This window comes from Mesorhizobium sp. J8, assembly GCF_016591715.1.
Taxonomy (GTDB): Bacteria; Pseudomonadota; Alphaproteobacteria; order Rhizobiales; family Rhizobiaceae; genus Mesorhizobium.
Window position 1 is genome coordinate 5,230,729 of sequence record NZ_AP024109.1, and the last position, 14,230, is coordinate 5,244,958.

Genomic DNA, 14,230 nt, shown 5'->3' on the forward strand with positions numbered 1-14,230 from the left:
CCGCTGCCGAACTATTTTCCACGACCGGAAGGAAGCCGTTGCCTCCAGGCGTGACGCGCGCTGCAAATCCGCTATCATCGGGGCCGAGCGCATCACGTGGAGAAGGACCGTGCAGCAGCGCCTCGAGAAGGAGTGGGAACTTTCGATCGACCCGGACACGGTGCGCCTGTTCATCCTCAAGGCGAAGGCGCTGAGCGCCGCCGTCAACGAGGACTACGACGACGGCGCCGAGCACGAGGTCGAGTTCGACGGCGACACGCATGCCAGCCATCACCATGACGGCCTTGTCGAGGAAGCCTCGGAGGACCTTACCGAGGAGGAATTCCGCGAGCTGATCAACGATCTCAACATCGACGAAGCGGCCGAGCTGGTCGCGCTCGCCTGGGTCGGTCGCGGCGACTATGACGCATCCGAATGGGCGGATGCCGTGGCCGCCGCCAGGGAGCGCCCCAGGAGGCGCACGGCCAAATATCTGCTTGGCCTGCCGATGCTTGCCGACTGGCTGGAGGAAGGCCTTGAAGCCATCGGCGCGTAACGCGCCGGTAACCGATTGTGATCGGCAAGGCTGCCGGCGCAGGCAACTTCGCGACACGACCGCCGTTTCGGGGCGATGGCAACGCTGAGCCTTTCACGACTTTGCAGACTGGCGCTGCCTGTGGCAGCCGCGATCCTGCTGGTTACGCCGGCCTCGGCCAAGCATCATCATCGGCACAAGAGACACGGGCCGCCGGCCAGCCAGAGCGCCGCTCCGGTGCCGGAAACGCCGCCGACAACACCTGTTCCGGGGTCGCGTCCCCAGGACTTGGAGAACGGCGCCGACAACTCCGGGCAAGACAAAAGCCAACTCGACACCAATGACGACTTCCTCAACCAGGATAAGTCGCATCCGAAATGGGACGCCCGTCCGCCGCGTTCGAAGGGCGCCCAATCCGAGCCGCGCGCGGAATCCGAACCTGAGACGCCGGACGTCGTGCCGACGCCGCCGCAGAAGCCCGCCGAACTGGAGCCGGAGCCGCCGGAAACCGCGCCGCAACCGCCGGAAAAACCCGAACAGCCGGGCGAGGAAAAGATGCTCCCCGATCCGCGGTCGGCCGAGATGCCGGCCGACAAGATGCCGGCGCAAGAGACTGCGTGTCGCGAGCGGCTGAGGGCGCTGGGCGTCGAGTTCGAGGAGCACAAGGCCGAGCACGATGCGCAAATCGGCTGCTCGATCCCCTATCCGATAATTTTGAAGACGCTCGGCAAATCCATCGGCATCAGCCCCGGCGCCGAGCTCAACTGCCCGATGGCCGAGGCGGCCGCGCGCTTCATGGCCGATGTCGTCCAGCCTGCGGCCAAGGCCCAACTCGGAGCCGATTTGAAATCGGTCAACCAGGCCTCGGCCTTTGTCTGCCGGCCCCGCAACGGCACCCGCAAATTGTCGGAACACGCCTTCGGCAACGCGCTCGACATCGCGAGCTTCACCTTATCGGACGGCAGGAATATCGAGGTCGGGCCGGCACCGCCGGAGAAGGACGCAAAATTCCTCGACACGGTGCGCAAGGCCGCCTGCGGGCCGTTCAAGACAGTGCTGGGACCCGGTGCGGACCCGGACCACGCGATGCATTTCCACCTCGATCTGGAGCCGCGCGGGCACGGTGGCACGTTCTGCCAGTAGGCGCGATCTCGGAAGTTTCTGTCACGTCCCGGCAAGAACAGCGCCGCAATTCCGCCCAAGGCATGAATGCCGGCGCTGATCTTTCCTTTACTGTTGAGGGTTAACCTTGTGCCATTCGGGGACAAGGACGCCTTTCGATGGCTCGAAGACTTGGCGCTGTGCTGATGGCGGCGCAACGGAACACGTGTGCGCGGATCGCGGTCTTCGGGCTGGCGGCGAGCGCCATCGCGGCGATATCGGCCTGCACGACCGGCGACGTCTTCGCCCTGCAGCCGGCCGTCGATGTCGGCAGCCAGACCGCTGCCGTGCCGCAGCCCGATGCGCGGCAATATTCCGGCTTGCAGCGCCTCGTGCCGTCCAACCCCTATATGACCCAGGCCGCCTATCCGCGCATGGACGAGCCGATGTCGCCGCTCGAGCAGATGCCCGCCAGCGAGATCGACTGCCGCAACGAGCTGAAGCGGATGGGCGTCGTCTATCAGGACATCCAGCCGATCCATGAAGGCCAGTGCGGCATCGACTATCCGGTGAAGGTGACAGCGATCGGCAGCGTCGCGATGAAGCCGGCGGCGACGCTGACCTGCAACATGGCCGCCACCTTCGCCGCCTGGACCAGGAACGAGTTGCAGCCGGCTGCCCGCTGGCGCTATTTCTCCGGCGTCAAGGCGATCCACCAGGGCTCCAGCTATTCCTGCCGCAACATCGCCGGAGAAGGCGTGCTCTCGGAGCACGGCAAGGGCAACGCCCTCGACGTCATGAGCATCGAGCTCAACAATGGCGACGACATCGACGTGCGCAAGCCTGGCCTGTTCGCTTTCCGCACCCGCGGCTTCCTCAACAATGTGCGCGCCGACGGCTGCCAGTATTTCACCACCGTGCTCGGCCCGGGCTATAATTACGATCACCGCAACCATTTCCATTTCGACATCAAGAACCGCAAAAGCGGTTACCGCGCCTGCCGCTGACTGCTTCGTCCTGATCATGTCGCCAGCCTGGCTCCGCAGGTCTTTGCCCCAAAACGGCCAGCGCCGCATAAAATGTTCGCGCAAGGATTTGGGAGCGGTCGGTCGTGGGTGAACGAAGCCTGAGGCGGCGCGCGGCGATCTGGCTGGCGGCCATCTGCGCCTTCTATCTGGCGCTCGCCTATGTCGCCGCGCCGGAATTCTGGACCTGGCGGGAGCGTGGCTTCCGCACCCGCCCCTTCGAGATGGTGACGCATACGCCGCAGGGCATTCCCGGCGATCCGATCAATGTCGGCCTTGTCGGCACCGAGAAGGAAGTCGTCCACGCCTTCGCGGTCGCGGGCTGGGATACGGCCGATGCCGTGACGCTCAGGACCGCGATCGACATCGGCGAAAGTGTCTTGTTTTCCCGCCCCTATCCCGATGCGCCGATGAGCCGCCTCTTGTTCGAGGGCCGCGCCCAGGATCTTGCCTTCGAGAAACCGGTGGCCGACAGCGCCGACCGACGCCACCACGTCCGGTTCTGGCAGACGGACACGGTCGGCGACGACGGCCGCCCGCTCTGGCTGGGCGCCGCGAGCTTCGATCGCGGCGTCGGCTTCAGTCACGACACCGGCGCCGTCACCCACCATATCGGTCCGGACATCGACGCGGAGCGCGACTTCCTGATCGGCGACCTGAAGGCCGCCGATCAGCTCACGTCGACCGACGAGATTCCGGGAATCGGCGCCACAAAGACGGGACGCAACGGCGGCGGGGATCCCTATTTCACCGACGGCATGGCCATGATCGGCGTGCTGAAGACGCTGCAGTGACCTTGCCCCGCGCCCTCAGGCGGTGGTGATCACGATCTTGCCGAACGGTCCCTTTTCCAGATGCTGGATCGCCTGCGGCACCTCGTCGAAGCCGTAGACCTTGTCGACGACCGGCTTGATGCCGAGCGCCTCTATCGCCTGGTTCATGCGCTCGAAGGCGCGTCGGTGGCCTATGGACAGGCCTTGCACTGTGATGCGGTTGCGCATGAAGGACAGGATCGGAAAGCTGATCTCCGTCGCGCCGAGCAGGCCGATGATGGACAGCCGGCCGTCGGCGGCAAGGGCGTTGAGCGACCGGCGCGCATTGTCGCCGCCGACCATTTCCAGCACATGGTTCACGCCAAGCCCGTCGGTCATGGCGCGAGCGGTCTCGTCCCATGCCGGCTGGGTGCGGTAGTTGATCGTCCGCCACGCGCCGAGGTCCTTGGCGCGCTCCAGCTTCTCGTCGCTGCTCGACGTGACGAGGGCGCGCAGGCCGAAGGCGGCGGCGAATTGCAGCGCAAACAGCGACACGCCGCCCGTGCCCTGGATTAGGATGGTCTGGCCCGGCACCGGTCTTGTCGCCTCCGCCATCGCGAACCAGGCGGTCAGCCCCGCAATCGGCAGCGTCGCGGCCTCGACATCGCTCAGCGAGGCCGGCGCCGGCACCGCCGCGTCCTCGCCGAAGACGACATGCTGGGACAGCATGCCTGGAAGCGAGGAGCCCAACGTGTGCTGGTGGAGCACGGCCGGTGCGTCGCCATCCGGCCAGTCGGCGATCACTTGTCCCAGCACCCGCTGTCCGACCTTGAAGCGGCTAACCGCACCGCCGACCGCGACGACCTCGCCCACGGCGTCCGAGGTCGGCACGAAAGGGAAGGACAGGTCGGGGATAAGCACGCCGTCCACGATCATCTTGTCCTTGTAGTTAAGTGAGACGGCTTTCGTGCGCACCAGAAGCTCGTGCGGGCCCGGATCGGGGATCTTGCCTTCCACTGGCTGCAGGTTCGAAAGGCCGAACCCGCTCATCTGCCACGATCTGTTGCTGTCGGTGCCCATGCGTCGCGCTCCTTGGTTGATGGGTGCGCGAGAGATTTATGCGATCCGACTATGGAAAATAGTGCCGCAATGCGGCATATTCGGCGACATATTGAAGAGTTTTAATTTACAATAGGAAATCGATATGGACCCCGCCGACCTCCAGGGCATCATCGCATTCGTCAATGCCGTCGAAGCCGGCAGCTTCACCGGCGCCGGCGAGCGGCTGCATGTGACGAAGTCGGCGATCGGTAAGTCGGTCGCGCAACTGGAACAGCGGCTGGGTGTGCGGCTCCTCAACCGCACCACGCGCAGCCTCAGCCCGACCAGCGAAGGCATGAGCTACTACGAATCCTGCGCGCGGGCGCTTGCCGAGATCGAGGCCGGGCAAGCGTTGCTCGCCTCGCGCCGGCAGGTTCCGTCGGGCAGGCTTCGGGTCGATGTGCCGCTCGCCTTCGGCCGCCGATGCGTCGCGCCGGTATTGCTCGACATATCCAGGCGGTTTCCGGACCTGACGATCGAGATCTCCTTCAACGACCGCCGCGTCGACCTGATCGAGGAAGGCATCGACCTTGCGGTGCGCATGGGCGAGCTCGACGATTCTTCGTCGCTTGCGGCACGCCGCATCTATGCCCAGCGTTCGGCGATCTGCGCCTCTCCCGACTATCTCGAACGGCATGGCCGCCCGCAATCGGTCGACGACCTCGCTCAGCACAGTGTCATCGGTTACGGGCGCGAAGGCGTCGTCCGACCCTGGGCCGTCCGCGACGGCGCCGGACATCTCACCACCTTCGTGCCCAAGGCGCGGCTTGTGCTCGGCCACGGCGAGCCGATGCTGGATGCCGCGCTTGCCGGCTGCGGCATCGCCTTCCTGCCGACCTGGCTTGCCGGTCAGAGCCTGAGGCGCGGCGCGCTCGAAATGGTCCTGTCGGATCATCTGGTGGAGCACATCGTCGTCCATGCCGTGTGGCCCCTCACACGCGCGCTGACGCCGAAGGTTCGCGTGGTCATCGATGCGCTTGTCGGGCATTTTTCGGCGCCGCTCTGGGATGCCGCCTGACACTGCGTCTGTCATCTTCCAAAAATACCGGCAGGCTATTTTCGAATGCACTGCAGCAATGCTATTGACCGCCCATGCTTTACGTTGAAATCGCCGTCGTTGCCGTCCTCATCTTGGTGAACGGCCTTCTGTCGATGTCGGAACTTGCCATCGTCTCGTCGCGGCCCGCCCGCCTCAAGGCGATGATCGACCGCAATGTCAAGGGCGCCGGCCGCGCGCTGGCGCTCGGCTCGAACCCCGGCAAGTTCCTGTCGTCGGTGCAGATCGGCATCACGCTCGTCGGTGTTCTCTCGGGCGCCTTCTCGGGCGCGACGCTCGGCGAAAGGCTGGCGCAATATCTGGCCTCGACCGGCATCCGCGAAAACATCGCGGACCCCGTCGGCGTCGGCATCGTCGTCGCGGTGATCACCTATGCCTCGCTGATCGTCGGCGAACTGGTGCCAAAGCAGATCGCGCTGCGCGATCCCGAGCGCGTCGCCGCCCGCGCCGCGCCGGCCATGACCATCCTCGCCACCATCTCTGCGCCGCTGGTCTTCCTGCTCGACATTTCCGGCCGCGCGGTGCTATGGCTGCTCGGCCAAGCCGGCGAGGCGGAAGAGAAGGTTACCGACGAGGAGATCAAGATGCTGGTCGCCGAGGCCGAGCATCACGGCACCATCGAATCCGACGAGCGCCGCATGATCGCCGGCGTCATGCGCCTCGGCGACCGCGCCGTGCGCGCCGTCATGACGCCGCGCACCGAGGTCGACTGGCTCAACCTGCAAGCCGACGAAGCCGCGGTTCGAAAGCTCTTGATGGATACCCAGCACTCGCGGTTGCCCGTCGGCGACGGCAATGTCGACGCCATGGTCGGCGTCATCCAGACGCGCGACGTGCTGGCCGCCCTTTTGGCCGGAAGAGTGCTGGATCCGCGCCAGCATGTGCGCGCCGCCCCCATCGTCCATGACCAGGCCGACGCGCTCGACGTGCTGCAGAGGCTGCGCGAATCTGACGTGCCGATGGCGTTGGTCCATGACGAATACGGTCATTTTGAAGGCATCGTCACGCCGGCCGACATCCTCGAAGCGATCACCGGCGTGTTCCGTTCCGACCTCGAGGCCGGCGAGGAGGAGAACGCGGTCAAGCGTGACGACGGCTCATGGCTGCTCGCCGGCTATATGCAGGCCGACGAGATGGCCGAGGTGCTGGGCATCGACCTGCCGGAAAACCGCGACTATGAGACCGTCGCCGGCTATGTGCTGTCGCATCTCCATCATCTGCCGACCACCGGCGAGTGCGTCGACGCGCAGGGCTGGCGTTTCGAGGTGGTCGATCTCGACGGCCGCCGCATCGACAAGCTGATCGCCACCCGCCTGCCCGACGGCCACCGGCAGGTCGTGCGCTGAACGGAACCTTGGTCGCCTCCTTGCAGTTTCAGGGCATGGGGAAAGATCCATGGCCGAAGACAAGCAGGAACGCGACGAGCGACTGAAGGCGGAGAAGGAATTCCGCGTCCGGTTTCTCGTGAAGGAAACCGGGATCACCGAGGCCCAGGCCCGCGAGTTGGTCGAGATGATCGGCATCGACGCCAGTTCGCTTCTTCGGGAGGCGCGGCTGCTGAAGAAGAAGTAGGTGGACGCCGCCTGCGCAAAGTGACTCGTAACGGTCACATTTCGGGCGTACCGTTCATTCGTCGTCCATACCGAACAGAGGCAAGCGGACGCCTGGAAGCGGTCATCAGGCTTTCGCCCTGTCAGGGAGGCAAGCATGTCAGCATGCGGTGTGGCGGATTCCGCCGAGCTCGACGTTCTCACAAAAGCCTTGAACGACTATTGCGCTAGACACCACATCGCCGACAAGGATGGTCGCGAACGGATCGCGATCAGGGTCATGATGCTTTTCGGACAGGGCGTTTCCGACCTGGTTCAGTTGTCGGCGGAGCTTGAGCGCGGTTCCGTTTGATTGGTCCGGGCTCGGGCGCGCGCACGGACTATCGATTGCCAACGTTGGCCGCCAAGGGCGAAGCTAACCAACTGTTGCCCTGGGCGGCCAAGCCGTGGGACAAGGTCCGGCCCGCAAATCCTGTGTCACCATGGTAAGCGGGCCGACCGCCCGGGCTCCGCCCTCCTTTCGCTGGCGGCTACTATCCGCGTATTCGATTCAAAGCTTATATTTATACTGCTTATATTCCTGAAACCTAATGTTGCTTTTAAGTAACGGCGGGAAATAAATCAGTAATCGACGATTCAACTTCGCGACAGGAATCAAACGCCAAGTTAACTTCTTGACGCTTTCGTCGGCACGCCGTCCCGGCGATCCGGCATGGCGGGCGGCGGATTTCGGGCGAGGCAGGCCAATGAAGACGAGCGGCGGCGCGCTTCGGCGCATGCGGGGCGGGATGCTCCTTGCCGGCGTGAGCGGCGCGGCGATCGCCTGCCTGCTTCCGGGTGCGGCCTCGGCGATGACCTATTTCGTCAGCAGCGAGACGGAACTGCGTAACGCCATCACCCTGGCCAATGGCGGCTCCGAACTCGCTGCCGACACCGACCAAGTCGCTATCGATCGACACACAGGGCTTTATCTTGTCGGGCACGCCTGCCGGCTCAGGTTCGGGCACTGTCCGCTTCACTGGCGGCCCTCTGACCAGCGGAATGGTCACTTTCTCGGGAACGCTCACCGGTAGCGACCAGCTTGGTACCACAACGCCCGGCACCGGCCTTGTCTTCAACAGCGGGGTAACGACTGTGGGAGGCACCACGGCGCAGGTCGTCAACAACGGGTCGGTATCGGGTGGCGCCGGAACCTCCGGCACCAATGGCGGCATTGGTGTGACACTCACGAACGTCGTGACTTTTGTCAACAACGGCACCGTCAACGGCGGCACTGGGACGAACGGCACCCTTACAGGAGCGGCCGCGGCCGGCGTGAGCATCTCCGGCGCCGGCGCAACAGTCATCAACGACACCACCGGCACGATCCAGGGCGGCAACACCCATGGCGGATATGCCGGCGCCGGCATCTATGTAACGGGCACCGCGACCAAGCCCGGGTCGGTCGTGAACTACGGTACGATCCGTGGCGGCTCTGACCTGACGGGCGTCGGCACCGGCAACTTCGCGATCAGGAGCCGGGGAGCTGGCATCTCGATAACCAACTATGGGACTCTGGAAGGCGGCAACGGCTCGGCGGCAATCGGCCCCGATATTAACTCCTCCTGGACGGTTTCGGTCGTCAACGCCGGCACGATCCGCGCGGGCGCCGGCTCGACCACCGCTATCCTGTTTTCCAACAATGTCGGCTCCGCGTCGACGCTGGAGCTTCAGGCCGGCTCGCAGATCATCGGCAACGTGATTGCCGGCACCTTAAGCACCGGCGACACGCTGCGGCTCGGCGGCAATAGCTCCGCGGTGCTCAACGGCGTGATCGGCGACACGGGCCAGTACCAGAACTTCGACATCTTCGAAAAAACAGGCAATAGCACCTGGGCGCTGACGGCGGACAACACCGCCACGCAGGCCTGGACGATCTCGCAGGGCACTTTGCAGATCGGCAATGGGGGCACGACAGGCAGCATTCTCGGCAATGTCACCAACAACGCCACCTTGGCCTTCGACCGCTCCGACGTCTCCACCTTTGCCGGCACCATCTCCGGCAGCGGCGCGGTGAAGCAGATCGGCAGCGGCACGACCAAACTCACCGGCGCCAACACCTATGGCGGCGGAACCACGATCTCGGCTGGCGTGCTGTCGGTCTCCGCCGACGACAATCTCGGCGACACTGCAGGCGGCCTGACCTTCAACGGCGGCACGCTGCAGACGACGTCCGCGTTCACCAGCGGCCGCAATGTCACGCTGACCGGCAATGGCACATTCCAGACCGATGCCAACCTTGATCTGACGGGCACCATCAGCGGCGCCGGCCTTTTCACCAAGACAGGCGCCGATACGCTGACCTTGTCAGGCAACAACAGCTACACCGGCGGCACGCGAATCCTGGGGGGAACCCTCGAGGCCGAGGGCGGCAACGCGATCGGCGACCAGTCCGCCGTGATCGCCCAGGCCGGTGTGTTCCGCGTCCTCGGCAACGAGACAATCGGCACGCTCTCGGGAGATGCCGGCACGGTCGAGCTTGTCGGCAACCTCACGACCAGCACGAATTTCGCCAACACGACTGCCCTGTTCTACGGCGGCATCACCGGAGCCGGCGGCTTCGTCAAGACCGGCGCCTACCGCCAGGTGCTGGCCGGCAACAATAGCTATCAGGGCGCGACGCAAATCCTAGGCGGCACGCTCTTCGCGGTCGGCGCGGGGATCGACTCCATTCCCGACGCCTCGGCCGTCACGGTGGCGGGCGGCGCCACGCTGTCGCTCGTGCGGCCTCCTATCTCCTCTATCTTTACCGGCATAGACAGCGATGACGAGACGATCGGCTCCTTGTCGGGTGCCGGCAATGTGAATCTCGGCGACAGGAAACTGACGATCGGCGGCGACGCCAGCACCGCGTTCTCCGGCTCGATCTCAGGCACCGGAGGCTCTCTTGCCAAGCTGGGCAGCGGCACGCTCACGCTCTCAGGCACGAACACCTATACCGGCGCAACGACGGTCGACGCAGGCGTGTTGCGCGTGAACGGCTCGCTTGGAAATACAGCCGTCGGCGTCAACAGTTCCGGCACTCTGTCGGGGGTCGGAACGATTGCAGGGCCGGTGACGGTGGACGGCACCGTCGCGCCGGGCAACAGCCCCGGCACGCTCACAGTCGGTTCGCTGACGCTCAACGCGGGCGCGAAACTCGATTACGAGCTCGGCATTCCCGGGACGATCGGCAACGGCGTCAACGACTTGATCGAGGTCAACGGTGATCTCACCCTCGACGGCACGCTGAACATCACCGACGTCGGCGGCTTCGGCCCCGGCGTCTATCGGCTCATAAACTACGGCGGTGCGTTGACCGACAACGGCCTTCAGTTCGGGACCACGCCCGTCGCCGCGAGCGATCTCTTCATCCAGACCGCAATCAACGGACAGGTCAATCTGATCTCCGCGGCCGGGGCAACTCTGAGCTTCTGGGACGGCGGCAATGCAGGGCTGCATGACAATGGCTTGATCGACGGCGGCGATGGTGTGTGGGCCGCGGCGAACCGAAACTGGACCGAGGCCGACGGCGAGATCAACGGGCCGTGGGGTCAGGATTTCGCGGTGTTCGGCGGTCGGGCCGGCACTGTCACGGTGGACAATTCCGCCGGCACGGTCGGCTTCACCGGCATGCAGTTCATGACCGATGGCTATGTGATCAACGGCGGCACGCTCACCACCAACACCGCTGCCACGATGATCAAGACGGACGCCGGCGTGACGGCGCAATCGCCGCGGAGATCGCCGGGAGCGGCGGTCTGGTGAAGACCGATTCCGGTACGCTGGTGCTTTCCGGCACCAACACCTACAGCGGCGGCACGACCGTCTCGGCCGGGACGCTGACGGGCCAGGCGACGAGTTTCGGCACCGGCAACATCCACGACAACGCGGCGCTTGTCTTCGACCAGCCGCTCGACGCCAGCTTTGCCGCCGTCATCGACGGCACCGGCACGCTGACCAAGAGGGGGAGCGGCAATCTCAACCTCACCGGCGCCAACACGCTCAGCGGCGCCACGACGATCGAGGCCGGCAAGCTCTCGGTCATCGGTTCGCTCGCCAATTCCGCCGTGACGATCCTGAGTGGCGGCGCGCTTGGCGGCAACGGCACGGTTGGGTCGACGACATTGCAAGCCGGCGGCGTGATCGCGCCCGGCAACTCGATCGGCCAGTTGACCATCCAGGGCAATTTCGCCGGCGCCGGCGGCACGGTGGAGATCGAGGCGATGCTCGACGGCGATGCCTCCTCCACCGACAAGGTGATCATCACCGGCGATACTTCCGGCACCGCCATCATCAAGGTAATCCCGGTCGGCGGCGCCGGCGCACAAACCGTCAACGGCATCAAGATCATCGATGTCGGCGGCGCCTCGGCCGGCACCTTCAACCTGCAGGGCGACTATATCTTCCAAGGCGACCAAGCGGTGGTGGCGGGCGCCTATGCCTACCGGCTCTACCAGAACGGCGTCAACACGCCTGCCGACGGCGACTGGTATCTGCGCTCGGCGCTGATCACCCCTGGCGGCCCGACGACGCCGCTCTATTCACCGGCCGCGCCTATCTACGAGGCCTATGCCGGCGCGTTGCAAAGCTTCACCCAGCTCGGCACACTGCAGCAGCGCATCGGCAATCGCTCCTGGACTGTCGTCGCCCCGTCAGCGACAGGCGGGGCAAACCAAGGCCCGATCTGGGGACGCATCGAGGCCTCGCACAGCGAATTCGAGCCGGGCACGAGCACCACCGGCACCGATTATGACGCCGATCTCTGGCGGCTGCAGGCCGGCCTCGACGTGCTGCTCTCCGAAACCACCTCCGGCACGCTGATTGGCGGCCTCACCGTCCACTACGGCACGGTGAAGTCCGACGTCTCCTCGTCCTTCGGCACCGGCTCGATCGACGCAACCGGCTATGGCTTCGGCGGCACGCTGACCTGGTACGGCAGGAACGGTTTCTATGTCGACACGCAGGCCGAGCTGACCTGGTTCGACAGCGATCTCTCTTCCGCGACGCTCGGCAAGAAGCTCGCCGACGGCAACAACGGCTTCGGCTACGGCCTCAGCATCGAGGCCGGGCAGAAGATCGCGCTTCATGGCAACTGGTCGCTGACGCCGCAGGCGCAGTTGAGCTACGCTTCCGGCGATTTCGACAATTTCACCGATCCTTATGGGGCGCTAGTCTCCAGCGACACCAGCGGTAGCCTGATCGGCCGCATCGGCCTCTCCGCCGACTATGAGAGCGAGTGGAAGGATCGCACAGGCGAGACGAGCCGCTCGCATGTCTACGGCATCGCCAATCTCTACTATGATTTCCTCGACGGCACCGATGTCGATGTCTCAGGCACCCGACTGACCAGCAAGCCGCAGCAACTGTGGGGCGGGCTGGACGTCGGCGGCGCGCTGAGCTGGGCCGAGGACCGCTATTCCGTGCATGGCGAGTTGCTTGCCCGCTCGAGCCTGGAGGATTTCGGCGACAGCCATGCTTTCGGCGGCACCGTCGGCTTCAGCGTGAAGTGGTAGATCACGAACCGACCACTGCGGGCACCGATCAATGCGCATCCGGCGGCGGCGCCTTCGGCGTCACGTTGCGCAGGAACGGCACCAGCGCCGTGGCGATGACGAAAGCCGCCATGATGACCAGGAACGCATCCGCATAGGCCATCGTCGAAGCCTCGCGATAGGTGAGCTGCCAGAGCTGTTTCAGCGCGGCGGCGTGGCCGTCGTCGATGGCGCCGGGCAGTTGGCCATAGCGCTGCGCCACATTGTGGACCAGACGCATGGCCCCTTCGTTCTGTGGCGTCAGATGCGAGGCGATCGTCAGGAAGTGGAAATTGGTGCGGTTGTTGAGGATCGCGCCGCAGATCGCGATGCCGACCGCGCCGCCCAGATTGCGCATGGTGTTGAACAGGCCGCTGGCATATTTCAGCCGGTCCGGCGGCAGGCTGCCGAGGCCGAGATTGACGCTGGGCGCCACGGCGAAGACCTGCGGGAAGCCGCGGAGAACTTGCGGGATGAGAAGCTCGGCCGAGCCCCACTGGCTGGTGATCGCGCTGAAGCTCCACATCGAGGCGCCGAAGGAGGCCAGCCCGAACATCATCAGCCAGCGCGTGTCGAAGCGCTTGGCGAGGAAGATGTAGACCGGAACGCCCACCATCGAGGCGACGCCGGTGGAAAACACAGCCAGCCCCGTCTCGAGCGCGTTATAGCCGCGCACATAGCCGAGGAACAGCGGCGTCAGGTAGATCGTGGCGAAGATGCCGATGCCGGTGATGAAGGACAGGAAGCAGCCGATGGCGAAGTTGCGGTTGCCGAAGGCGCGGAAGTCGACCACCGGCTGCGCATAGGTCAGGCTGCGGACGACGAACAGGACGAGCGTCACCACGGCGACGACGGCGCCGTTGCGGATCGTGGCGTCGTCGAACCAGTTCCAGCGCGAGCCCTCCTCAAGGACGTATTCCGCCGTACCCAGACTGACCGCCATCAACGCCATGCCGATATAGTCCGCGCCCTTCAGCAAGGACGGATCGGCCTTGTCGATCCTGACCAGCAGCGCGACCAGGACCGTGATGAGCGCGCCGGGGACGACGTTCACATAGAACAGCCAATGCCAGTTCAAGGTGTCGGTGATCCAGCCGCCGATGACGGGGCCGAGCGTCGGCGCGATCGAGGCGATGCTGCCGACGACCGCCGCGGCATAGACGCGCCGCGGGCCCTGGAAATAATGGAAGGACGAGGTGAACACCGTCGGGATCATCGAAGCGCCGAGCAGCCCCTGCAGCGCCCGGAAAACGATCATGCTTTCAATGTTCCAGGCGAAGCCGCACAGCATGCTGGCCAAAGTGAAACCCGCCGCCGAGATGGTGAAGAGCCATCTGGTCGAGAAGACGCGGGTGAGCCAGCCGGAGAGCGGGATGACGATGATCTCCGCCACCAGATAGGAGGTCTGCACCCAGCCGATCTGGTCCTGCGCCGCCGACAAGCCGCCGCCGATATCCTGCAGCGAGGAGGCGACGATCTGGATGTCGAGCAGCGCGATGAACATCCCCACGCACATCACCATGAACGGCACGATGCTGGCGAGGAAGGATTGCTGCGGTGCGGCCGGCGCTGACATGG

The 14,230-nt window shown here is 65.0% G+C and carries 13 protein-coding genes; 11 read left to right on the top strand and 2 right to left on the bottom strand.

Going from position 1 to position 14,230, the window contains the following annotated elements; genetic code table 11:
* Nucleotides 1-109 precede the first annotated feature (109 nt).
* The 4 genes from MJ8_RS25060 to MJ8_RS25075 all read left to right on the top strand — a co-directional run bounded on the left by MJ8_RS25060 (nucleotide 110) and on the right by MJ8_RS25075 (nucleotide 3,434).
* Nucleotides 110-535: a DUF3775 domain-containing protein gene (locus MJ8_RS25060; protein ID WP_201411341.1), complete on the top strand. Its 426-nt coding sequence runs from the start codon at nucleotides 110-112 to the stop codon at nucleotides 533-535.
* A gap of 75 nt (nucleotides 536-610) precedes the next feature.
* Nucleotides 611-1,657, top strand: coding sequence for an extensin family protein (locus MJ8_RS25065; protein ID WP_201411342.1), 1,047 nt, complete (start codon nucleotides 611-613; stop codon nucleotides 1,655-1,657).
* A 137-nt stretch (nucleotides 1,658-1,794) separates the two neighbouring features.
* Nucleotides 1,795-2,622 (top strand): extensin family protein, encoded by an 828-nt coding sequence (locus tag MJ8_RS25070; protein ID WP_201411343.1) that lies wholly within the window; start codon nucleotides 1,795-1,797, stop codon nucleotides 2,620-2,622.
* A 104-nt stretch (nucleotides 2,623-2,726) separates the two neighbouring features.
* Nucleotides 2,727-3,434: an LssY C-terminal domain-containing protein gene (locus MJ8_RS25075; protein WP_201411344.1), complete on the top strand. Its 708-nt coding sequence runs from the start codon at nucleotides 2,727-2,729 to the stop codon at nucleotides 3,432-3,434.
* Nucleotides 3,435-3,449: 15 nt separating this feature from the next.
* Here the strand turns inward: MJ8_RS25075 and MJ8_RS25080 are convergent, their stop codons facing one another.
* Entirely contained in the window at nucleotides 3,450-4,472 is a 1,023-nt protein-coding gene (locus MJ8_RS25080; RefSeq protein ID WP_201411345.1) for a zinc-dependent alcohol dehydrogenase family protein, read from the bottom strand.
* A gap of 124 nt (nucleotides 4,473-4,596) precedes the next feature.
* Here MJ8_RS25080 and MJ8_RS25085 point away from each other — a divergent pair, with 124 nt between their 5' ends.
* The 7 genes from MJ8_RS25085 to MJ8_RS25115 all read left to right on the top strand — a co-directional run bounded on the left by MJ8_RS25085 (nucleotide 4,597) and on the right by MJ8_RS25115 (nucleotide 12,634).
* Nucleotides 4,597-5,511 (top strand): LysR family transcriptional regulator, encoded by a 915-nt coding sequence (locus tag MJ8_RS25085; RefSeq protein WP_201411346.1) that lies wholly within the window; start codon nucleotides 4,597-4,599, stop codon nucleotides 5,509-5,511.
* 74 nt (nucleotides 5,512-5,585) lie between these two features.
* Nucleotides 5,586-6,896, top strand: a complete 1,311-nt coding sequence (locus MJ8_RS25090) for a hemolysin family protein (protein ID WP_201411347.1) — start codon at nucleotides 5,586-5,588, stop codon at nucleotides 6,894-6,896.
* 49 nt (nucleotides 6,897-6,945) lie between these two features.
* On the top strand, nucleotides 6,946-7,122 hold the full coding sequence (locus tag MJ8_RS25095) for a hypothetical protein (protein ID WP_201411348.1): 177 nt from the start codon (nucleotides 6,946-6,948) through the stop codon (nucleotides 7,120-7,122).
* A 150-nt stretch (nucleotides 7,123-7,272) separates the two neighbouring features.
* A complete protein-coding gene (locus MJ8_RS25100; RefSeq protein WP_201411349.1) occupies nucleotides 7,273-7,452 on the top strand; it encodes a hypothetical protein in 180 nt (59 codons plus the stop codon).
* A gap of 394 nt (nucleotides 7,453-7,846) precedes the next feature.
* Nucleotides 7,847-8,173 (top strand): hypothetical protein, encoded by a 327-nt coding sequence (locus tag MJ8_RS25105; RefSeq protein WP_201411350.1) that lies wholly within the window; start codon nucleotides 7,847-7,849, stop codon nucleotides 8,171-8,173.
* Entirely contained in the window at nucleotides 8,142-10,886 is a 2,745-nt protein-coding gene (locus tag MJ8_RS25110) for a beta strand repeat-containing protein (protein ID WP_201411351.1), read from the top strand. Before MJ8_RS25105 ends, MJ8_RS25110 begins: the two co-directional genes overlap by 32 nt.
* Entirely contained in the window at nucleotides 10,883-12,634 is a 1,752-nt protein-coding gene (locus tag MJ8_RS25115) for an autotransporter outer membrane beta-barrel domain-containing protein (RefSeq protein WP_225248041.1), read from the top strand. The genes MJ8_RS25110 and MJ8_RS25115 overlap by 4 nt, the downstream gene beginning before the upstream one ends.
* 28 nt (nucleotides 12,635-12,662) lie before the next feature.
* On the opposite strand, the gene MJ8_RS25120 is transcribed toward MJ8_RS25115, so the two are convergent.
* Entirely contained in the window at nucleotides 12,663-14,228 is a 1,566-nt protein-coding gene (locus MJ8_RS25120) for an MDR family MFS transporter (RefSeq protein WP_201411352.1), read from the bottom strand.
* Nucleotides 14,229-14,230: the final 2 nt, after the last annotated feature.

Excerpts from the sequence above, each read along its gene's own strand:
- MJ8_RS25070 (WP_201411343.1), top strand. The coding sequence starts at position 1,795 with ATGGCTCGAAGACTTGGCGCTGTGCTGATGGCGGCGCAACGGAACACG.
- MJ8_RS25090 (WP_201411347.1), top strand. The coding sequence starts at position 5,586 with ATGCTTTACGTTGAAATCGCCGTCGTTGCCGTCCTCATCTTGGTGAAC.
- MJ8_RS25120 (WP_201411352.1), bottom strand. The coding sequence starts at position 14,228 with ATGTCAGCGCCGGCCGCACCGCAGCAATCCTTCCTCGCCAGCATCGTG.
- MJ8_RS25080 (WP_201411345.1), bottom strand. The coding sequence starts at position 4,472 with ATGGGCACCGACAGCAACAGATCGTGGCAGATGAGCGGGTTCGGCCTT.
- MJ8_RS25085 (WP_201411346.1), top strand. The coding sequence starts at position 4,597 with ATGGACCCCGCCGACCTCCAGGGCATCATCGCATTCGTCAATGCCGTC.
- MJ8_RS25105 (WP_201411350.1), top strand. The coding sequence starts at position 7,847 with ATGAAGACGAGCGGCGGCGCGCTTCGGCGCATGCGGGGCGGGATGCTC.
- MJ8_RS25110 (WP_201411351.1), top strand. The coding sequence starts at position 8,142 with ATGGTCACTTTCTCGGGAACGCTCACCGGTAGCGACCAGCTTGGTACC.
- MJ8_RS25095 (WP_201411348.1), top strand. The coding sequence starts at position 6,946 with ATGGCCGAAGACAAGCAGGAACGCGACGAGCGACTGAAGGCGGAGAAG.
- MJ8_RS25065 (WP_201411342.1), top strand. The coding sequence starts at position 611 with ATGGCAACGCTGAGCCTTTCACGACTTTGCAGACTGGCGCTGCCTGTG.